The sequence below is a fragment of the Burkholderia ambifaria AMMD genome (assembly GCF_000203915.1).
In the GTDB taxonomy this organism is placed as follows: Bacteria; Pseudomonadota; Gammaproteobacteria; order Burkholderiales; family Burkholderiaceae; genus Burkholderia; species Burkholderia ambifaria.
This window is the reverse complement of record NC_008391.1, coordinates 2,295,445-2,315,958: the sequence shown is the minus strand read 5'-3', so window position 1 is coordinate 2,315,958 and position 20,514 is coordinate 2,295,445. Positions and strand designations below refer to the sequence as shown.

The 20,514-nt window shown below is 65.6% G+C and carries 21 protein-coding genes and 1 pseudogene; 7 read left to right on the top strand and 15 right to left on the bottom strand.

Features of this window, described 5'->3' with window-relative positions; all coding sequences use genetic code 11:
* Positions 1 to 3: 3 nt before the first annotated feature.
* The 5 genes from BAMB_RS26360 to BAMB_RS36130 form a co-directional block, all read right to left on the bottom strand.
* A complete protein-coding gene (locus BAMB_RS26360; protein ID WP_011660199.1) occupies positions 4 to 1,953 on the bottom strand; it encodes an arylsulfatase in 1,950 nt (649 codons plus the stop codon).
* A 141-nt stretch (positions 1,954 to 2,094) separates the two neighbouring features.
* On the bottom strand, positions 2,095 to 2,814 hold the full coding sequence (locus BAMB_RS26355) for an SDR family oxidoreductase (protein ID WP_011660198.1): 720 nt from the start codon (positions 2,812 to 2,814) through the stop codon (positions 2,095 to 2,097).
* 280 nt (positions 2,815 to 3,094) lie between these two features.
* Positions 3,095 to 3,406 (bottom strand): hypothetical protein, encoded by a 312-nt coding sequence (locus BAMB_RS26350; protein ID WP_041491729.1) that lies wholly within the window; start codon positions 3,404 to 3,406, stop codon positions 3,095 to 3,097.
* A gap of 20 nt (positions 3,407 to 3,426) precedes the next feature.
* The gene (locus BAMB_RS26345) at positions 3,427 to 3,708 is read right to left on the bottom strand and encodes a hypothetical protein (RefSeq protein WP_011660196.1); all 282 of its coding nucleotides are present in this window, start codon (positions 3,706 to 3,708) and stop codon (positions 3,427 to 3,429) included.
* Positions 3,709 to 3,834: a hypothetical protein gene (locus BAMB_RS36130; protein WP_265332558.1), complete on the bottom strand. Its 126-nt coding sequence runs from the start codon at positions 3,832 to 3,834 to the stop codon at positions 3,709 to 3,711.
* Positions 3,835 to 4,115: 281 nt separating this feature from the next.
* Here BAMB_RS36130 and BAMB_RS26340 point away from each other — a divergent pair, with 281 nt between their 5' ends.
* The 3 genes from BAMB_RS26340 (at position 4,116) to BAMB_RS26330 (ending at position 6,836) form a co-directional block, all read left to right on the top strand.
* Positions 4,116 to 4,406, top strand: a complete 291-nt coding sequence (locus BAMB_RS26340) for a co-chaperone GroES (RefSeq protein ID WP_011660195.1) — start codon at positions 4,116 to 4,118, stop codon at positions 4,404 to 4,406.
* A gap of 12 nt (positions 4,407 to 4,418) precedes the next feature.
* Positions 4,419 to 6,059 carry a chaperonin GroEL gene (gene groL / locus BAMB_RS26335; protein ID WP_011660194.1) on the top strand — a complete coding sequence of 547 codons (1,641 nt, stop codon included), beginning with the start codon at positions 4,419 to 4,421 and terminating at the stop codon, positions 6,057 to 6,059.
* A 162-nt stretch (positions 6,060 to 6,221) separates the two neighbouring features.
* Positions 6,222 to 6,836, top strand: a complete 615-nt coding sequence (locus BAMB_RS26330; RefSeq protein ID WP_011660193.1) for a LysE family translocator — start codon at positions 6,222 to 6,224, stop codon at positions 6,834 to 6,836.
* A gap of 164 nt (positions 6,837 to 7,000) precedes the next feature.
* On the opposite strand, the gene BAMB_RS26325 is transcribed toward BAMB_RS26330, so the two are convergent.
* From BAMB_RS26325 to BAMB_RS26280, 10 genes are all read right to left on the bottom strand, one after another.
* Positions 7,001 to 8,404 carry an amidase family protein gene (locus BAMB_RS26325; RefSeq protein ID WP_011660192.1) on the bottom strand — a complete coding sequence of 468 codons (1,404 nt, stop codon included), beginning with the start codon at positions 8,402 to 8,404 and terminating at the stop codon, positions 7,001 to 7,003.
* Positions 8,405 to 8,510: 106 nt separating this feature from the next.
* The gene (locus BAMB_RS26320) at positions 8,511 to 9,302 is read right to left on the bottom strand and encodes an alpha/beta fold hydrolase (RefSeq protein ID WP_011660191.1); all 792 of its coding nucleotides are present in this window, start codon (positions 9,300 to 9,302) and stop codon (positions 8,511 to 8,513) included.
* Between the two features lie 82 nt (positions 9,303 to 9,384).
* Positions 9,385 to 9,726: a DUF4148 domain-containing protein gene (locus BAMB_RS26315; protein WP_011660190.1), complete on the bottom strand. Its 342-nt coding sequence runs from the start codon at positions 9,724 to 9,726 to the stop codon at positions 9,385 to 9,387.
* Between the two features lie 277 nt (positions 9,727 to 10,003).
* Complete coding sequence (locus BAMB_RS26310; protein ID WP_011660189.1) at positions 10,004 to 10,540, bottom strand: cytochrome P460 family protein; 537 nt, start codon at positions 10,538 to 10,540, stop codon at positions 10,004 to 10,006.
* Complete coding sequence (locus tag BAMB_RS26305) at positions 10,540 to 11,580, bottom strand: alpha/beta fold hydrolase (RefSeq protein WP_011660188.1); 1,041 nt, start codon at positions 11,578 to 11,580, stop codon at positions 10,540 to 10,542. Before BAMB_RS26305 ends, BAMB_RS26310 begins: the two co-directional genes overlap by 1 nt.
* Before the next feature lie 312 nt (positions 11,581 to 11,892).
* Positions 11,893 to 13,170, bottom strand: coding sequence for an epoxide hydrolase family protein (locus BAMB_RS26300; protein WP_006749613.1), 1,278 nt, complete (start codon positions 13,168 to 13,170; stop codon positions 11,893 to 11,895).
* 173 nt (positions 13,171 to 13,343) lie between these two features.
* Positions 13,344 to 13,940 carry a pyridoxamine 5'-phosphate oxidase family protein gene (locus BAMB_RS26295; RefSeq protein WP_011660187.1) on the bottom strand — a complete coding sequence of 199 codons (597 nt, stop codon included), beginning with the start codon at positions 13,938 to 13,940 and terminating at the stop codon, positions 13,344 to 13,346.
* 106 nt (positions 13,941 to 14,046) lie between these two features.
* Positions 14,047 to 14,235, bottom strand: coding sequence for a hypothetical protein (locus tag BAMB_RS26290; protein ID WP_041491728.1), 189 nt, complete (start codon positions 14,233 to 14,235; stop codon positions 14,047 to 14,049).
* Positions 14,236 to 14,245: 10 nt separating this feature from the next.
* A complete protein-coding gene (locus BAMB_RS26285; RefSeq protein ID WP_011660186.1) occupies positions 14,246 to 15,445 on the bottom strand; it encodes an aminotransferase-like domain-containing protein in 1,200 nt (399 codons plus the stop codon).
* A gap of 159 nt (positions 15,446 to 15,604) precedes the next feature.
* Complete coding sequence (locus BAMB_RS26280; protein ID WP_011660185.1) at positions 15,605 to 16,555, bottom strand: hypothetical protein; 951 nt, start codon at positions 16,553 to 16,555, stop codon at positions 15,605 to 15,607.
* Between the two features lie 370 nt (positions 16,556 to 16,925).
* Between BAMB_RS26280 and BAMB_RS26275 the strand changes: the two genes are divergently transcribed.
* The 4 genes and pseudogenes from BAMB_RS26275 to BAMB_RS26260 all read left to right on the top strand — a co-directional run bounded on the left by BAMB_RS26275 (position 16,926) and on the right by BAMB_RS26260 (position 20,487).
* Positions 16,926 to 18,272, top strand: coding sequence for an MFS transporter (locus tag BAMB_RS26275; protein ID WP_011660184.1), 1,347 nt, complete (start codon positions 16,926 to 16,928; stop codon positions 18,270 to 18,272).
* A gap of 39 nt (positions 18,273 to 18,311) precedes the next feature.
* A pseudogene (locus BAMB_RS26270) lies at positions 18,312 to 19,282 on the top strand (dipeptidase).
* Between the two features lie 25 nt (positions 19,283 to 19,307).
* A complete protein-coding gene (locus BAMB_RS26265) occupies positions 19,308 to 19,832 on the top strand; it encodes a DUF5943 domain-containing protein (protein WP_011660183.1) in 525 nt (174 codons plus the stop codon).
* Between the two features lie 82 nt (positions 19,833 to 19,914).
* Positions 19,915 to 20,487, top strand: coding sequence for a PAS and helix-turn-helix domain-containing protein (locus BAMB_RS26260; protein ID WP_041491586.1), 573 nt, complete (start codon positions 19,915 to 19,917; stop codon positions 20,485 to 20,487).
* The last annotated feature ends 27 nt before the right edge of the window (positions 20,488 to 20,514 follow it).

The following is a 20,514-nucleotide window of genomic DNA, read 5'->3' as shown; positions in this document are numbered from 1 at the left end:
TCCTCAGTAGTAGCCGCGCGGACGCAACGGCTCGACGCCGCCGACGTTGCTCATGTAGGTCTTCCACTGGTCGACCAGCGTGCCGATCACCGACGGGTTCTGCGCGGATACGTCGGTCGTCTCGCCGCGATCCGTAGCGAGGTCGTACAGCTGCCAGTGACCATCGAGCGGGCCGAGCGGCGGCTCGGTCCACAACGCCTTCCAGCGACCGTCGGCGCTGCGCAGGTACGCGCGGCCGTAGGCTTCGTCGCCGAACGGCGCCGTATGCACGTCACCCGTCGCCGAGCCGGTCAGCACCGGCAGCAGCGACTGGCCCGTCACCGGATACACGTAGCGGTTGTTGTAGACGACCTTGCCCTTGTTCTGGTCGATGCCGGTGAGCGTGTTCACGAGCGGCGGCGCCGGCTGCGACGGCGGCGTGACGCCCGCGAGCGCGAGGAACGTCGCCGTGTTGTCGGTCACGTGCGTGAACGCGCGCAGCGTCGGCAACTGCTGCGTCTGTCCGGGCAGGCGCACGATCGTCGGCGTCGACACGCCGCCTTCGCCCGAATAGCCCTTCGTGAGCCGGAACGGCGCCGCGCTCACTTCGGCCCAGCGCAGCCCGTATTGCAGCCGCTGCGCGTTCTGCTTGCCGTTGTCGGTGCCGAGGGTCGAGTAGATCGGCTCCTGGCCGTTCGCGGTGTCGGTCGCCGTCGGGTCCGCGCCCGAGTCGATCGGCCAGCCTTCCGCGCCGTTGTCCGACTGGAACATGATGAACGTGTTGTCGTATTCGCCGATGTCCTTCAGGTGCTGGATCAGCAGGCCGATGTTGTAGTCGAGGTTCTCGACCATCCCCGCGTAGATCTCCATGTAGCGCGCCTGGGCACGGCGCTCGGCCGGGCTCAGGCTCGCCCACAGCTTGTCGACCTTGCCGGTGCCGTAGTCGGTATAGCCGTCGGCGGCCGAATGCACGGCGCTGATGTACTTCGCGTTCGCGGTGCCGTTGTTCGCCGTTGCCGGCGACGCCGACGTCGTTTCGGGCAGGCCGTCGAACGGCCTGAAGTCGGCCGGAATCAGACCGAGCGCCTTCTGCCGTGCGATGCGCGCGTTGCGGATCGCGTCGTAGCCGGCGTCGTACACGCCCGCGTACTTGTGCAGCCACGGCTCCGGCACCTGCAGCGGCCAGTGCGGCGACGTGTAGGCCGCGTACGCGAAGAACGGCTTGCCGTCCCGCTTGTTCGAATCGATGTACGCGATCAGCTTCTGCGTATAGAAGTCCGTCGAGTAGAACACGGCCGGATTGCCGCCCGCGCCGCCCGGCTGTCCGGGCTGGCCGGGCTGCACGTAGCGGCCGTCCTCCGTGTAGTTCGACGAGCCGGCCGGCTCGTGCGCGAAGTGGTTCGTCGCGGCGCCGGCGAGCAGCACGTAGCTGCGCTCGAAGCCCCACTGGTCCGGCGTCTGCCCGCTGCCCGTCGCGCTGCCGACGATCCCCGAGCCGATGTGCCACTTGCCCGCGATGTACGTGTGATAGCCGGCGTCCTTCAGTAGTTGTGCGAACGACAGCGCGCGGTCGTTCAGGTAGCCCTCGTAGCCCGGCAGGCCGCGCCGCTCGTCGGTCGGCACGCCCATCGTGCCTTCGCCGACGAGGTGGTGATCGGTGCCGGAAATCAGCATCGCGCGCGTGATCGCGCACACGGTGCCGGTGTGATGGTTCGACAGGATGCGGCCCGACGCGACGAGCGCATCGAGGTTCGGCGTGTTGATCTCGCCGCCGAATGCATGGATGTCGGAGTAGCCGAGATCGTCGGCCATGATGTAGAGGATGTTCGGCCGCTTGGCCGCGGGCGTCGCATTGGCCTGCGGCGGCGGATCGCTGTCGACGCCGCCGCACGACGCGAGCGACAGCGCACCCGCGATCGCGGCGCAGACCACACGGAAACGAAAGGCAAGCAAGGGCGAAGCGGGCTTTTTCATTGTTGTTGAGCGCACGATCTACGGGATCGGCGATCTTAGCGTCGCCTGCGCGGCGCCCAAAGTCGGATTCGTCACATGCTAAGGGAGTGCGGGAATATGCGGCGCGGCACGTGTTTTACGACGCACGCCGCGTGCGTTGTGTCAGCTGCGTCCGCCGAGGCTGCCGCCGCCATCCACCGCGAGCACCTGCCCCGTGACGAAGGCTGCATCGTCGGACAGCAGGAACGCGATCGCCGCGGCCACATCGTGCGGTGTGCCGAGACGACGTGCGGGAATCGTTGCCAGCACCTTGCGTTCGGCTTCGCTGCCGACTGGCCGCGTCTGGCGAAACAGTTCCGTCTCGATCGGGCCCGGCGCGACCGCGTTGACCGTCACGCCGTGCTCGGCGAGTTCGAGCGACCACGTACGCGTGCAACCGACGAGCGCGCTTTTCGCGGCTGAATACGCGGTGCGATCGAGGCTGCCGAAGATCGCGCGGCTGCATACGTTGACGATGCGGCCATATCCGCGTGCCTTCATCGCATCGGCGAAATGCTGCGTGACCTGGATCGCCGCGCGCACGTTGAGGTCGAACACCGCCTGCAGCGACGCGAAATCGACCTTGCCGAGCGGCTGTGGCAACGCGATGCCCGCGTTGTTCACGATGCCGTCGATCTCTTCCGATGCGCCGATGCGGGCGAGCGTCGCGGCCGTCCGGTCGATATCGGCGAGATCGCACGCGATCAGTTCGCCGGGAAAGTCGATGCCTTGCGTACGCCGCGCAAGACCGATGACGCGATGGCCACGCCGCGCGAGCAGCGTGCTGGTTGCGAAGCCGATGCCGCGCGACGCGCCGGTAACGAGATAGGTGCGGGATGACATGATTCGTGCCTCTGACGAAAGAATCGAAGACGGTGCGGTGCGCGCTGTCGCGCGCAGCGCATGCATGACGCGGTCGATTGTGCTTCAGGCGGGGAAAAAGCGTACGGTCGTGGTCGCGGGCGTTGCTCAACCCGTGCGGTACGCGGCCGTTCAACGCCGGAGCTAGTGAAGGGAATCGAACGATAGGACTGGCTATCAAACCCTAGGAACCGACGGCAGTCGATGATCGGCATCTTTAGCAGGATCATCGTGGCAATCCAGCGGCTCATGCACCGAACCTTCAGTCTGCGTCCGGACGCCGAATCGGGGACCAGTCGACGGACCCGGCCTCCGCGAATTTAAGCCGCTCGCGCAATTCAGGATGCACACCCGCCTGCATCAGCAGTGCCATGCCGCCCAATCGCCGCGCGTCCTCATCGGTAATCGGGCACCCGTCGTTCGGTTCGGCATGCGGCGGAATCGTGATGGCGACGCCTGCATTCATTTCGCGATCAAGCACGGCCTGCACGTCCTTGCGAAACACAGTGCACAACGTAACCTGTTCGGTATCCTCGTCATAAAACACGATGGTTGCGCGTCTCGGTTTGCTCATGTCGCATTCCTCTACAAGCATCAGCGGCTGCCGTCGCCCTGCCTCGGAATAGGTTCAAGCGTCACACTCATGTATTTCTCGATGCCGGGCTGACCGGCAGCGATGAGATTCAGCATTGCGGCACCCAGGCGACGCGCAAACTCGTCATCTATCCGATAGTCGAACTCGTCCAACAGGATCGGCATTTCGAGAACGCCTTGTAATTGCGGCGCGAGCTTGTCCGGATCGGCCGCTTTTACCGTAAGTCTTTGCTGGTCTTCGTCGTAAATCACCACGACGGCATAAGGCGAATGCTTAGCCATTTAGAATCCCCTGCACTCTTGGTAATCCATAAACGCATTCTGCTTGCACAGTGCGAGACCAGCAAGGCCGCCCATGACCTTTGCCAGCCGATTGCACAACTCGATAGCCGCTTCGTATTTCTCCATGCAGCCAGCCTCCAACCCCTTCGTTCGGCCGACGCGCGGCCAGATTCAACGAATCGTCACGCAAAGGCGAGTCCCGCGGCAAGAACGAGGCGGCGTCGCTGAGCGGCGTACCAACCAGCCCGAGTGCCGTGCCGGCACCGCCGCTACGCATCCATAGCGCCTCCAAGCAAATGCTTTTCCGAATCCGTTATTGGATCGCGCCACCACGCGTTCATATACTCGTCAGCACTCTCCGATAAAGAGTGCCAACCAATCTCGACGCAACAGAACAGGACGGATAGATGAGCCTACGCCCCTTGCACGACCGGGTCATCGTGAAGCGACTCGACCAGGAAACCACCACCGCCTCGGGCATCGTGATCCCCGACAGCGCCGCGGAAAAGCCCGACCAGGGCGAAGTGATCGCCGTCGGCCCCGGCCGCAAGGACGCCGACGGCCAGCGCCTCGTGCCCGACCTGCGTGTCGGCGAGCGCGTGCTGTTCGGCAAGTACGCAGGCCAGGCCGTCAAGGTGGACGGCAACGAATTCCTGGTGCTGCGCGAGGAAGACATCGTCGCGGTCGTCAATCAATAACGGAGCGCAATCATGGCAGCAAAGGAAATCATTTTCAGCGACGTCGCGCGTACGAAGCTCACCGAAGGCGTCAACATTCTCGCGAACGCGGTGAAAGTCACGCTCGGGCCGAAGGGCCGCAACGTCGTGCTCGAGCGCAGCTTCGGCGCGCCCGTCGTCACGAAGGACGGCGTGTCGGTCGCGAAGGAAATCGAACTCGCGGACAAGCTGCAGAACATCGGCGCGCAACTCGTGAAGGAAGTCGCGTCGCGCACCAGCGATGCCGCCGGCGACGGCACGACGACGGCCACCGTGCTCGCGCAGGCGATCGTGCGCGAAGGCCAGAAGTACGTCGCGGCGGGGCTCAATCCACTCGACCTGAAGCGCGGGATCGACAAGGCCGTCGCGGCGGCCGTCGACGCGCTGAAGACGATCAGCAAGCCGACCACCACGAGCAAGGAAATCGCGCAGGTCGCGACGATCTCCGCGAACGGCGAGGAATCGATCGGCCAGCGCATCGCCGAAGCGATCGACCGCGTCGGCAAGGAAGGCGTGATCACCGTCGAGGACGGCAAGTCGCTCGCCGACGAGCTCGACGTGGTCGAAGGGCTGCAGTTCGATCGCGGCTACCTGTCGCCGTATTTCATCAACAATCCCGACAAGCAGATCGCCGAGATCGAGAACCCGTACATCCTGCTGCACGACAAGAAGATCTCGAACATCCGCGACCTGCTGCCGGTGCTCGAACAGGTCGCGAAATCCGGCCGGCCGCTGCTGATCATCGCGGAAGACGTCGAGGGCGAAGCGCTCGCGACGCTGGTGGTGAACAACATTCGCGGCATCCTGAAGACGGTCGCGGTCAAGGCACCGGGCTTCGGCGATCGCCGCAAGGCGCTGCTCGAGGACATCGCGATCCTGACCGGCGGGCAAGTCGTCGCGGAGGAAACGGGACTCGCGCTCGAGAAGGCGACGCTCGCCGAACTCGGCCAGGCGAAGCGCATCGAGGTCGGCAAGGAAAACACGACCGTGATCGACGGCGCGGGCGACGCGAAGAACATCGAGGCGCGCGTGAAGCAGATCCGCGTGCAGATCGACGAGGCGACCTCCGATTACGACCGTGAAAAACTGCAGGAGCGCGTGGCCAAGCTGGCGGGCGGCGTCGCGGTGATCAAGGTCGGCGGCGCGACCGAAATCGAGGTGAAGGAGAAGAAGGACCGCGTCGACGACGCGCTGCACGCGACGCGCGCGGCGGTCGAGGAAGGCATCGTGCCGGGCGGCGGCGTCGCGCTGATCCGCGTGCGGCAGGCAATCCGCGAACTCAAGGGTGCGAATGCCGACCAGGACGCGGGCATCAAGATCGTGCTGCGCGCGCTCGAGGAACCGCTGCGCCAGATCGTCACGAACGCGGGCGAGGAAGCGAGCGTGGTCGTCGCGAAGGTGGCAGAAGGCTCGGGCAATTTCGGCTACAACGCGCAGACCGGCGAATACGGCGATCTCGTCGAATCGGGCGTGCTCGATCCGACCAAGGTCACGCGCACCGCGCTGCAGAATGCTGCGTCGGTGGCCGGGCTGCTGCTGACGACCGATGCGACCGTGTTCGAGGCGCCGAAGGATGCAGCGCCGGCCACGGCGCCGGGCGGCCCGGGTGCGGGCGGGCCGGGGTTCGATTTCTGACGGTGTGCCGCGTGTGCCGGTTCGCCGGCATGCGCGGTGTTTCCGAAGTGATGCAACGCGTGGCGACGTCGGTCGTCACGCGTTTTTTTCTGGATCGCACGCAGGTACGGCAGGTCGAGCGGGGTAAGATGAAGGCCCATTCCGCATCACGGGCCCAAATCCATGTCGACCACCATCAACACCCTGCTGCCGCTCGCCGGCGTCCTGCTGCTGAGCGTGGCCAGCCCCGGCCCGAACTTCGTGATCGTCACGTCGAGCGCGGTCGCGCAGCGCCGCGCCGGCGTGATGACCGGGCTGGGCCTCGCTGCCGCATCGGGCACCTGGGCCGCGATCGCGATCGGCGGCCTGAGCCTGCTCGTGACCCACGTCGCATGGGTGCACACCGCACTGCGGCTGGCGGGCGCGACCTACCTGATCTGGCTCGGCCTGAAAATGGTGCTAACCGCGCGCAAGCCGTTGTCCGTCGCCGCGCCGGCTTCATCCTCCGGCTGGCACGCGGCGAAGAAAGGCTATGTGGTCAGCATGACGAACCCGAAAGCCGTCGCGTTCTACGGCAGCGTCTTCGCGCTGATGGTGCCGGCCCACACACCGGCATGGTTCGATCTCACGGTCGTCGCGCTGTCGATCGGGATTTCGGGCGCGTGGTATTGCACGATGGCGCTGCTCGCGTCGCATCCGTTCGTGCGCCGGCTGCTGATCAAGCGCAAGGCCGTGCTCGACACGACGGCCGGGCTGCTGCTGATGGGGCTTGGCGGGCGGATGCTGACGGGGCGTTGAGCGGCGTTGTCGTGGAGGGAGCCCGCGGACACGATGAATGGAAACTGCTTTCGCCGCTTCCCCGCTCGTGATACGGACACAGGCATAGCTTCCTGAATAACGATCCCGACGATCGACAACCGACGGACGCGATGCATCCCCGATGCACCGCGCCCGTCATCGCCTCAAACGATCGGATCGACCACCGTAACCGGCGCGCCGCGCGCCTCGATGGCGCGCCCGGCGAGCAGGCACAAATCCTCGCGATGATGCGCGGCGACCACCTGCACACCAACCGGCACGTCATTGACGATCCCAGTCGTCACCGCCAGCCCGGGTAGCCCCATCGCCGGCAGCGCACGCAGCGTGAGCTGCGCCTCCCATACGCGCTCGAACCCTTCCGGTCCTTGCCTGTCGAGATCGTCGGGGAACGGCAGCTCCGACGACACCGGCAGCAGCAGCACCGCGTATTCATCGAGAAACAGCCGCCATTGCCGCGTGAGCGTCGTACGCCGCACGAGTGCGCGGCTGATCACGTCGGCCGGCAGATCGCGCACCTTGCCGCGCACGGCGGCGATCACGGCGGCCGCGCCCGGATCACCGTCGCTCTCGACCGCGTTCGTCAACGCGTCGAATCCGTCGCCAAGCCAGAGCTGCTCCTGCAACAACGCGGCCTCGCGCATCGGCGGCGTATCGTCGATTTCATCGACGGTCCACCCTGCATCGACGAGCCGGCGCGCGGCATCGCGCAACGCGGCCTCGACTTCGGGCACGACCTGCAGGCCGCCCGGCCGCACGCACAACGCCGCTCGCTTCGGTACCACACGGCCTTCGAACGGCACCGGCACGTACCACGGGTCGCGCGGGTCCTGCGAGGCGAACGCGCGCAGCGCCAGCGCGAGATCGTCGATCGTGCGCGCGATCGGCCCCGTCGTCGACATCAACTGCGCGCCGATTGCACGCTCGGGCGACGACGCATTGAACGCCGGCACGCGTCCGAGCGACGGCCGGATGCCGTGCACGCCGCATGCATAGGCCGGGTAACGCACCGAGCCGCCGATGTCGGTGCCGATCGCGAGCGGGCCGATCCCGGCGGCCACCGCAGCCGCCGCGCCGCCGCTCGATCCGCCCGGCGTCAGCGACCGGTTGCGCGGATTGTACGTATGGCCGTGCACGAGATTCGACGTGAACCAGCGCAGCGCGAACGTCGGCGAATTGGTGCGGCCGAGCAGCACCGCGCCGGCCTTTCTCAGGTTCGAGACCGACGGACTGTCGGCGCTCGCGATCAGGTTTTCCTGCAGGCGCGTGCCGTTGGTCGTCGCGAATTCCGCGACGTCGACGTTGATCTTCACGGTCACGGGCACGCCGGCGAGCGGCCCCGGATCGTCGCCGCGCGCGATCGCGCGATCGACTTCGTCGGCTTGGCGCCGCACGTCGTCGGGGCGATGCTCGACCACCGCGTTGATCGCCGGGTTCACCGCATCGAGACGGGCCAGCGTCGCATCCGCCACTTCCCGCGCGGACACTTCGCGTTGCCGCACCCGCTTCGCGATTTCAGTCGCCGACAGTTGCCAGAGTTGCTGCGTCATCAGAATGTGCTCCGAGAAACTCCGCCATGCCCCCAACGGGACTTCCTGCGAGGCGGATGGCCGGAAGGAGGCGCCGCGCGCCATTCGCATCGCGGCGCCGCATCGCTTACTGCGTATCGTGCTTCGCACGCTCCGCGGCCGCGATGATCGCGTCGGCCACGGCCTTCGGCTGGCTCAACATCGATACGTGGCTGCCGTTCACGCGCGCGACCGTCGCGCCGATCCGCTTCGCCATCGTTTCCTGCAGCTTCGGATCGATCATCCGGTCCTGCGTCGCGACGACGAACGTCGACGGCTTCTCATGCCACGCGGCCTGCGTGACCTTCTGCGAAATACAGCCACCGTACCACGGCCCTTGCGTCGCCGCGACGACGCGCTGCTGCGCGGGCGACAGGTCGGGCGCGAAATCCTGCGCGATCGCCTTGTCCGACAGCGTCGCGAAACCGCCCGTGTCCTTGCGCAGCTCGCCGGCCCACGCCGGCGCCGGCAGCCCCTGCGTGACGTCGGCGATCGACTGGCCGTTGTCCGGCGCGAACGCGGCGACGTAGACGAGCGACTTCACCTTGTCGTCGTTGCCCGCATCGCTGATCACGACGCCGGCCCACGAATGGCCGACCAGCACGACGGGCCCCTTCTGCTCGTCGATCGCGCGCTTCGTCGCGGCGGTATCGTCGGCGAGCGAGCTGAGCGGATTCTGCACCGCTACGACATGCAGGCCGCGCGCCTCGAGCAGCGGAATCACGCGGTTCCAGCTCGACCCGTCGGCGAACGCGCCGTGCACCAGCACGACGTTCGTGCCCTTCAGGTCCTCCTTCGGCGCAGCCTGCGCCGCGACCGCACCGAACAAGCCGCCCAGCACCGCCGCGGACACCAGCACCCGTTTCGTCAAACCGACCATCGTCATGCTCCTTCCTGTCGTGTTGTACATCTGAAATGTTTACGTTGCGGCCGCGCCGGCGCTCGGCAGGCGCGGCAGCGGATCATGAATGCGCGTACAGGCCGTTGTCGGCATCCGTGCGTGCGTCGCCGGCCGCGGCGTAGCGGGCGGCCGGCACCGACGCGGCGGCGACGTTGTCGCCCTGCGACTTCGACGGACCGTTCTGGTCCGAGCGCGCGACCTGCTCCGCGGCAACGGCGTTCTCCGCGGCAGCGATATCGTCCGGGTAGTTGGCTTCGCCGCTGGCCGGGCTGTAGCCGGCCTTCTCGAGCCGGACGAGGTCGGCGCGCACATCGGCACGCGTGAGGCCGTGGCCGGTATCGGCGAACGACAAGGCGGGGATCGAAGCGAGGACGGCGACGGCGAGGATTCGAGCGACTTTCATGAGTATTCTCCTAGAAGGAAGTGGGTGTATCGATCATTCGGCATCCGATCCAGATGGCTGGCATCGAATGTTTCCTGCATGTCGACAGTAGAACCCGCTCACGTATCCGGCATGTTTCCGAAACCGGTGCTTCCTGCATGCCAGTTTTTCAGAAGGGGCCGCAGACACACTGCGATACAAACCCGCAGGCCGATCCATCTCCCGTCATCCGCGCACGACAAAAAAGGCGTGCCTCGCGCGGCACGCCCTTCCGTCAAGCCGATCCCGTCAAATCACGTCACGGCGCCAACCGCGTGAACACATAGTCGTGATTCTTCACGCGCGCCTGGTGACACGCAAAGCACGTCTGGTGCTGACCGATATCGGCCGGCACGCCGTTGATGAAGCGCCCGAAGCCCCAGCCGCCCGTCGACGCATAGCGACGCGAATCCTTCACCATCACCTGCACGGTGGTCGCCTGGCCCGGCACGGTCGCCGACGGGAACTCGTCCGACTGCTTGCGCTTGTACGCGAGCTTCACGAGGATCGTGCCGTCCGGAAACGGCAGCGTCGACTTTTCGAGCGCACGCATCGCAACGGGATTGCCGAGCACCACGCGCAATTCGTCGAGCGGCGCCGCTTCCTCGGCCGGCGCGACCATTTCCCACTTCCGGTAGCCGGGCGGGATCGTCACGCCGTAGATCGGCGACGCGGCCGGCTTCGGCTGCTCCGCGAACGCGGCCGGGCCGCTCGCCGACAACGCACCGGCCAGCAACACGCCCGCGACGAGCGCACGGCGCGCGCCGTGACGCACCACTCCGATAGGCGCCCGCATCACAGATGCTCCACTTGCAGGATCGCCTCTGCGAACGCCTGCGGCGCTTCCTGCGGCAGGTTGTGGCCGATGCCGCCTGTAATCGTGCGGTGCTGGTACTTGCCGGTGAACTTCTTCGCATACGCGGCCGGGGCCGGATGCGGCGCGCCGTTTGCGTCACCTTCCATCGTGATCGTCGGCACGGTGATGACCGGGCCGGCCGCGAGCCGCCGCTCGATGTCGTCGTATTTCGCTTCGCCCTTCGCGAGACCGAGGCGCCAGCGATAGTTGTGGATCACGACAGCTACGTGGTCGGGATTCTGGAACGATGCGGCGCTGCGCGCGAAGGTTTCGTCGGAGAACTGCCACTTCGGCGATGCGAGCCGCCAGATCAGCTTGTTGAACGCATCGAGGTTCTCCGCGTAGCCGAGCGCGCCGCGTTCGGTCGAGAAGTAGAACTGATACCACCACTGGAGTTCGGCCTGCGGCGGCAGCGGCTTGGTGTTCGCCTGCTGGCTGCCGATGAGGTAGCCGCTCACCGACACCAGCGCCTTCACGCGCTGCGGCCACAACGCCGCGATGACGTCGGCCGTGCGTGCGCCCCAGTCGTAGCCGCCGAATATCGCACGGTCGATCTTCAGCGCATCCATCAGCGCGACGATGTCGACGGCCGTCACCGCCTGCTGGCCGTTGCGCAGCGTGTCGGCCGAGCGGAACGTCGTCGATCCGTAGCCGCGCAGGTACGGCACGATCACGCGATAGCCGGCCGCCGTGAGCAGCGGCGCGACGTCCGCGTAGCTGTAGATGTCGTACGGCCAGCCGTGCAGCAGGAACACGACGGGGCCGTTCTTCGGCCCGAGATCCGCATACCCGACGTTCAGCACGCCCGCGTCGATCTGGTGGATGGTGCCGAGCGACGCCGCGCCGGCCGCGCGGTTCGTCGGTACATCGGGCGCCGACTGCGCATGCGCCAGCGAGCCGAAGCCGAGATCGGCGAGGCTCAGGCTTGCGATTGTCGTACCCAGGATCAGGCGGCGGCGGCTATTCACGGTATCAGGCATGACTGGTTCTCCATTGTCGATCGCTAAGTAAGGGGCCCGCGGCAGGTGCGGGCGCTCCGGTATCGCCGTTCACGCCGGCCGCGCATCGCTTGGCGCCGCCGTGTGAATCGCTTCACCGGATTTATATCCGAACCATTCGGACGCTTTGTATCCCAACGTATCTGTGTTCGGATACGACACAGAGCGATTCAAAAAACGTCCGCGACGCGGTGCGTTTCGGGGGCCGCGCAATACACGCGCCCCGATGCACCGATGCGGCAACGGACGCGGGCCGGCATCGCAACCGGCCCGCGCGCGCCCGTCGAGCCGCGCTTACGCGCGACGCAACGGCCGGAACCCGGCACGCACTTCGCGTGCGAACAGCTCCGGCTCTTCCCATGCCGCGAAGTGGCCGCCCTTGTCGACTTCGTTGAAGTAGATCAGGTTGTGATAGCTGCGCTCGGCCCAGCTGCGCGGCGCCTGATAGATCTCGCCGGGGAACACCGTGATCGCGGCCGGCAGCGAGATGTCCACCGCGTTGAAGTTGTTCGAGTGATCCTCCCAGTAGATCTGCGCGGAGGACGTCGCCGTGTTGGTCAGCCAGTACAACGAAATGTCGTCGAGAATCTCGTCACGCGGAATCGAACGTTCGGGTACGCCGCCGCTGTACGTCCACTGCGAGATCTTGTCGTACATCCATGCGGCCTGCCCCGACGGCGAATCGGCGAGCGCGTAGCCGACCGTCTGCGGACGCGTGACCATCATCGCCGAGTAGCCGCAGTTGTCGCGATAGAACGTCGCGAGCTTCTCGTACGCGGCCTTCTCCTTCGGCGACAGCGATGCCGGCGCCGGCGCGTCGACCTGGAGCAGCGTCGCGATGTCCGGCGGCACCGTCGCCGGCATGTTCACGTGAATCCCGGCCAGGCCCTGCACGCGCTGCATCGCCATCCGGTGCGAGATCACCGAGCCGCAGTCGCCGCCCTGCGACACGAAGCGCGTATAGCCGAGGCGCGCCATCAGTTCGCCCCATGCACGCGCGATGTGGTCCGAGCCCCAGCCCGTCTTCGTCGGGCGGCCCGAGAAACCGAAGCCCGGCAGCGACGGCACGACGACGTGGAACGCATCGTCCGCGCTCGCACCGTGCGCGGTCGGGTCGGTCAGCGGGCCGATCGCCTTCACGAGTTCGAAGACCGAACCGGGCCAGCCGTGCGTCATGATCATCGGCATCGCATTCGCGTGCCGCGACCGCACGTGGATGAAGTGAATGTCGAGCCCGTCGATTTCCGTGATGAACATCGGGAAGCCGTTCAGGCGCGCCTCGCCCTTGCGCCAGTCGTAGTCGGTGCCCCAGTAGCGCAGCAGCGCCTGCATGCGCGCGAGCCGCACGCCCTGCGATTCGTCCGCGACGGTCTCGCGGCCCGGCCAGCGTGTCGCGGTGATGCGGCGGCGCAGGTCGACCAGTGCGTCGTCGGGGATGTGGGCGGTGAACGGGCGTATGCCGGTGTCGCCGGTTGCCGCATGCAGCGCGGTGGGCAGCATCGCGGATACACCCGCGGCCACGGACGTGGCCAGCAGGTGCCGACGCATCGGGGAAAACGGTGTGGAAGACATCGCTCGGCATCTCCTTTCGTGAGGTTGAAAGTGAACATGCCGCGCGCCCGGGCGCGCCTTCGCTTTCATTCGGGCACGCACCGGTCACGCGGCGGTCACCCATTTGAAAGGTCTGATGTATCCGGGATGTGTCTGATTTGTACCCGTTTGTAGCGGGCGTGCGAACGTCGACGTCAGGGGGCGATCCAGCGGCCTTCGTAGCCGTCGTCGTTCACATCGAAGATCGCGCGCCGATGGCCGGCGCGAGCAAGTTCGAGCCAGTCGACGCGCGTCACCGTGACGTGGACGAGGCAGAAGTTCCGATAGCCGTCGTCGGCGGGGGCCTCGCCCGGGCTTGGCGTGACGTGCGCCTCTTCAGGCGACTCGATCGGCGTGCCCGGCCGCAACGGTGCGCGATACAACAGCAGCGTATGCGGACGGCTCGATTGCCAGATCGCGCGCCGTTGCGCTTCGTCGTCGCAGATCGACGCGACGCCTTCCGCGCGAATCTGCACGAGCGCGTCGAGATCGTTCGCGACGACGGCGATGCGAGGGTCGCGGCGCAGCTCCGCCACCTTCTCCGACCACGCATTCGTATGGAACGCCAGCAGACGATCGGCGCGGCTCACTTGCCGCAACACGATCGTGCGCACCTTCGGCGCGCCGTCGAGGCCGAGCGTCGCGGCCTGCACCATCGTGAACGGCGAGCGCTGCGCGCCGACGCCGGACTCGAGGCACGACCAGAGACGGTCGTAGGTTTGCGTGAGCGATTCGGAAGCGGGATCGGACATGATGGCGCGGCGATCTTGCGGGATTCGGTCGCGCTAGCTTAACCGTTTCGGCGGCGCAGCTCGCGGTGCCCGCATGGCTTTCGTCGCAAACCCGCCGCCGCGCGGTTCAGTTATAGCCGAGCACGACCGGTGCGGCGTCGCTCGTGTCGGTCGAATCCGCGCCGAAGCGGCCGAGCACGTCCGCGACGTATTGCGGCCCCGCGCCGATCTGCGACGACTTGTGCGCGACGGGACGGATATCGGCCATGCCCGGCGCTTCATCCAGCCATGCGGTGTCGTTGATGACGATGTTCATGTGTGTCTCCTCACGCGGCCAGCGCCGCACCATATGCGCGCACCAGGCGCGCCACGCCTTCCCGGATCGCATCGACGTCGGGCGCGGCGAACGACAGCCGCAGCGATGCGGCGTCGACGTTGTCCGCGAAGAACGCCTTGCCCGGCACGAACACGACCTTGTTCGCGATCGCCTGTTGCAGCAGCACGTCCGACGACACCGCGCCGATCCGCGCCCACACGAACATCCCGCCTTCGGGACGATGGAACGTGATCGCATCGCCGAAACCGTCGCGCAGTGCGTCGCACATCGCGTCGCATTTGCGCTGGTAGGCCGCCGTGATGCGCGGCAGATGGCGTTCGAGCGCGCCGTCGGCGAGATACTCGGCGGCGGTGGCTTGCGTCCAGGGCGTGCTGCACAGGTCGACCGTCTGCTTCGCGATCACGCAGCGTCGCGCGATCTCGGCCGGCGCGATCGTCCAGCCCACGCGCAGCCCCGGCGCGACGATTTTCGACAGGCTCGCGAAATGCACGATCCAGTCGCGCGCGCCTTCGACTTCGTTCGCGAGCGCAAGCATCGACGGCACCGGTTCGCCCGCGAAACGCAGGTCGCCGTACGGATCGTCCTCGACGATCAGGAAACGGTATCGCACCGCGAGACGCAGCAGCTTCAGCCGGCGTTCGCGCGTGAGCGTCGCACCGGTCGGGTTCGCGAAGGTCGGGACGGTGTAGAGCAGTTTCGGCTGCGCGATCGCGCCGGACGCGAGTTGCGACGCGAGGCGGTCGACGTCGAGGCCCTCACCGTCGACCGGGATCGTCACGATGCGCGCCTGTTGCAGACGCATCGCCGACAGCGTCGCCGGATAAGCCGGCTGTTCGGTCAGCACGACGTCGCCCGGCGCGACCATCACGCGCAGCAGCAGGTCGAGGCCCTGCTGCGAGCCGGTCGTGACGAGCAGTTCGGCCGGCGTGCACGCGACGTTGCGGCGCGCCATCAACGCAATCAGTTGCTGCTTCAGTTCGGCAAGGCCGTCGGTCGGGCCGTATTGCAGGCAGCGCACCGGCTGCGCGTACGCGCGTTCGGCGGCCGTGTTCAGGCCGTCGACGTCGAACAGGTCACTAGCCGGATAGCCGCCCGCGAACGAAATCATCCCCGGCTCGGAGAGGTACTTGAACAGCTCGCGGATCGGCGAACCGGCGGGATTCTGGAATGAGGGCGTAAACGCGTACATGTCGTCGTGAGCTGGATCGCACGGACGGCCGGGATAGCCGACAGGTGCCGCCCGCCCAGGGCGCTTCTGGCGCACGGGCGGGAATTCGAGCCACGATTGTCGATAGTCATTAACGCTGCCGCAAACGATATCTATGCACTAGGTCTTGCGGTTTGGTCATTAATTGGCGGCGGGTTTGCGCCGAAAGGTGAATATCGTACCGCTGCAGCAGTCGCCATCCCTCAGGTAGACATCGAAGGTCTTGTCCACGACGGCATAGCTGACCGTTACGATGTTCAGGTTCTCTTCCGGTAAATAGCTACCTGACATCGGCTCCCTGAGATCGATCGCGTCGCTGGCGAGCAGGTAGAGATGTTCGTCATGCACTGTAGTGGTGGGCGACATCGTCTTCAGCTCCGCCTCGATCACAGTGCTATGGGATTGGCCGATCTCGTACCGCATGCCCGCGTCACGGTAAGGAATCGACAGCAGTACCTTGCCATCGACATTCAAGCGCGTGGCGAGCGACGCGTCTACCGTGATCGTCATGCTGTTGAGTCGGCGCAAGTCCTCGCGAGTCAGCGCCACATCGGAGAACTCGCGACGCCCCATGCTGATGGACGAAACCTGTGCTTTCCACCGGCCCTTTTCTCGCCACGTATCGGACATGCCGTTGGCGCCCGCTGCTCCCGAGATGCCGTCCAGCACATAAGTGCCGATCGCCTGCGTGAGAATTTCTCGTTTCGAGCCAACGATAATTTCCGAGGTCTGATGTGCGTCGACGGGCAAGCGCCGCGCGCGATCAGCCGACGCCCAAGTGCCGTCGAGCGAGTCGTTGGCTACCTTGCCGGTAAACGTGCCGGTGCGCTGCCCAGCGCTTCCAGTCTCGTCCATCGTGAATCTGCCCGAGGGGTCAATCTTGCCGCTCAGGTAGATAGCGTCGCGCTTGCCGGCATAGCGATAGCTTCCCGTCAGCACTCCGTCGACATTTTTCAGATCCATCACGAACGCATAGCGGTCGCCGATACGGCCAGAAAAGGTCTTGTGGAAGTACGCAGGGTCGGCCAGCGCCGTGGTGGCAATCATCAACGACAGAAGCAACGATGCGAACCGCAGGACGGGACGGAACATAGCGAGTGGCGAGGATTAGAAGTGGCTCAATTGTGACACCCTCGCGCAGATCAGTAGCGGCCGGTAGCCTCGATGTCATCTGTCGTTCCAAAGCATCAAAAATCGGCAAATCCGGTTTTTTTGTAGCCCATGGGCGACTCACGCCTCGCGCAATCGTTAAACCGCCGAACCCATACACACCGTTGCCCAGGCACGCTGCGATTGTCGATCACGGTCCTGAGCCCGCCACATACCGCGCCCCGCATGGCGCACGCCCCCCCACCCCGCCCCCGATTACCTAGGTAATTGACACGTATAGACCTAGGTAATTGTCCTCCCTACCATGGGTTTCGACGCGACCCAAAGCGCCCCACACGAAGAGGACACGACCATGACCACCCAGGACGTCGACACCAGAACGTTACGACGCGTGATCGCTGCAGCGTCGATTGGCAATTTCGTCGAATGGTTCGATTTCGCCGCATACGGCTTTCTCGCCACCATCCTGACGCGCGAATTCTTCCCGAGCGGCGACCCGACGATCGGACTCCTGAAGACATTCGCCGTCTTCGCGGTGGCCTTCGCATTCCGCCCGCTCGGCGGCCTCATCTTCGGCGTCATCGGCGACCGGATCGGCCGCAAGCGCACGCTTGCGCTGACGATCCTGATGATGGCCGGCTCGACGACGTTGATCGGCCTGCTGCCGACCTACGCGAGCATCGGCTACTGGGCGCCGTTGCTGCTCACGATCATCCGCTGCGTACAGGGCTTTTCCGCCGGCGGCGAATACGCCGGCGCATGCGCGTACGTGATGGAACATGCGCCGCGCCGCCGCCGCGCATTCTTCGGCAGCTTCGTGCCGGTATCGACCTTCTCGTCGTTCGCTTGCGCGGCGGTGGTCGCCTATCTGCTCGAGTCGTCGCTGTCGTCGCAGGCGATGATCGAATGGGGCTGGCGCGTGCCGTTCCTGATCGCGGCACCGGTCGGCCTCATCGGCGTCTACCTGCGCGTCAACCTGAATGAAACGCCCGCCTTCCAGGCGCTCGAAGGCAAGCACGACATTGCGCATGCCCCGCTGATGGAAACGTTGCATTCGCAATCAAGGAATATCCTCAAGCTCGGTGCGTTCGTGTCCGTGACGGCGCTGTCCTTCTACACGTTCACGACGTATTTCGCGACCTACCTGCAAGTGGCCGGGCACCTGTCGCGCGGCACGTCGCTCCTCGTCACGGTGCTGGCTCTCCTGTTCGCCGCGGCATTGTGCCCGGTCGCCGGCCTCTTCTCCGACCTCGTCGGCCGCCGCGCGACGATCGCCACGACCGGCACCTTCATCATCGTGTCGGTGTATCCAGCCTTCTCGCTGGGCGGCTCGGGCGTGTTGTCGCACTCGCTGCTCGGCGTCGCGCTGCTCGCGATCGGCGCGGTGTTCTCGGGCGTGGTGACGGCGCCGCTGATGTCGGAAGTGTTCGCGACGAAAACCCGCTATACGGCGTCCGCGATCACGTACAACCTCGCGTACACGATCTTCGGCGGCACCGCCCCGCTCGTCGCCACGTGGCTGATTTCCGCGACCGGCACCAACTTGTCGCCCGCGTACTACCTGATCGCCGTGTCGATCTTCGCGATGATCGGCGGGCTGTCGCTGCCGGAAACGTCGAAGACGGCACTCGAGGAAGCCGGCCCGGCAACGGGGAGAGCCGCCCAGTCCGCGAAGCGCGGCGTCGAACGCGCCGTTTGAGCGGTCGTCCCGCAAACCATCAACGCACGGAGCGATACGATGACCAGCCTTCATGAATCCAGCATCATCATCGACGGCCTGAACATTTCCAAGTTCGAGCGCTCGGTGTTCGAAGACATGCGCAAGGGCGGCGTCACGGCCGTCAACTGCACGGTCTCCGTGTGGGACGACTTCCAGAAGACGATCGACAACATCGCGGAAATGAAGCAGCACATCCGCGAATACAGTGAAATCCTCACGCTGGTGCGCACGACGGACGACATCCTGCGCGCGAAGAAAGAGAACAAGACGGGCATCATCTTCGGCTTTCAGAACTCGTATGCGTTCGAGGACAACCTCGGCTACATCGAAGTGTTCAAGGAACTCGGCGTGAACGTGGTGCAGCTCTGCTACAACACGCAGAACCTTGTCGGCACGGGCTCCTACGAACCGGACGGCGGGTTGTCCGGCTATGGCCGCGAAGTGATTCAGGAGATGAACCGGGTCGGCATCATGGTGGATCTCTCGCACGTCGGCGCGAAGACGTCGTCCGACGCGATCGCCTGTTCGAAGAAGCCGGTCACCTACTCGCACTGCTGTCCGTCCGGCCTGAAAGAGCATCCGCGCAACAAGACGGACGATCAACTGCGCGAGATCGCGGAGGCCAACGGCTTCGTGGGCGTCACGATGTTCATGCGTTCCTGCGGCGCGGCGCCGACGCGACGATCGACGATTATCTCGAGGCGATCGAATACGTGATCGACGTGATCGGCGAGGACAAAGTCGGTATCGGCACGGACTTCACGCAGGGCTACAGCACCGAGTTCTTCGACTGGATCACGCACGACAAGGGCCGCTATCGTCGTCTGACGGACTTCGGCAAGGTCGTCAATCCACAAGGTATCCGAACGATCGGCGAGTTCCCGAACCTCACGGCCGCGATGCAGCGTGCCGGCTGGAGCGAATCGCGCATCAAGAAGGTGATGGGCGAAAACTGGCTGCGGGTATTCGGCGAAGTCTGGAACGGTTGAATCGCCCAATATCAACGCACCCGCCATGCACCCGCAATTGCCCATCGACGTCGATCCGGATACCGGTGTCTGGACGACCGACGCGCTGCCGATGCTGTACGTGCCGCGCCATTTCTTCACGAACAATCATGCAGCTATCGAGGAGGCGCTCGGCCGCGAAGCCTATGCGTCGATTCTCTACACAGCTGGCTACAAGTCCGCCTATCACTGGTGCGACAAGGAAGCGAAGCAGCACGGCATCAGCGGCATGGCCGTGTTCGAGCATTATCTGAAGCGGCTGTCGCAGCGCGGCTGGGGTTTGTTCACCCTCGCCGAAGCCGATCCGGCGACGTCGCATGCGCGCATCCATCTGCACCATTCGTCGTTCGTGCTGGCCCAGCCCGACAGGCACGGCAAGCTGTGCTACATGTTCGCGGGCTGGTTCGCCGGTGCGATGGACTGGGTCAACGACACCGCGGCCGACCTGGCGGGCAAGGGCCCGCGCGCGCACTCGGCCGAAGTCCAGTGCGCGGGCGAAGGACACGATTGCTGCGTCTTTCAAGTCGGGTGAGTGTTCGGCAAGCGCTACAATCCGGCAGGAGCGAACCTGCCCGATAGCCTTGGTCCGAACGCGGTTCGGGCCCGTCGACACGATGCCGAACATGACCGACACGACGCCCCGTCTCGATTACGAAGATCTCTTCCGACATCTGCCCGTCGCGGCGATCGTGGCCAGGGAGCGCATCATGGTCGAGTGCAACGAGAAGGCGCTGCAGCTGTTCCGGGCGACCCGTGACGACATCATCGACCAGTCGTTCGCGAAGCTGTATCCGCAGCAGAAGGACTTCGCGACGACCGGCCGGCGCCTCGCGCCGCTGCTCGCGAAACATGCCGGGTTCAGCGACGATCGCATCATGCGCCGTGTCGACGGCAGCCATTTCTGGGTCACCGTGTGCGGCTTCGGCTACAACCCGAAGCGGCCCTTCGAGCTGGCCGTCTGGACCTTCACTGACCTGTCGGAGAGCGCGAAGCATCCCGACGTCACGAGCACGCTGACCGATCGCGAGCGCGACGTCGCGGCATTCCTGGTTCACGGCCTGACGAGCAAGGAGATCGGCAAGGAGTTGAACATCAGCCCGCGCACGGTCGACATCCATCGCGCGAGCTTGCTGCGGAAGTACGAGGTGCGTACGACGCATGATCTGATCGCGTGCTTGCTGGCGTGAGGTGCGTGCGGGTCAAAGCATCAGTGC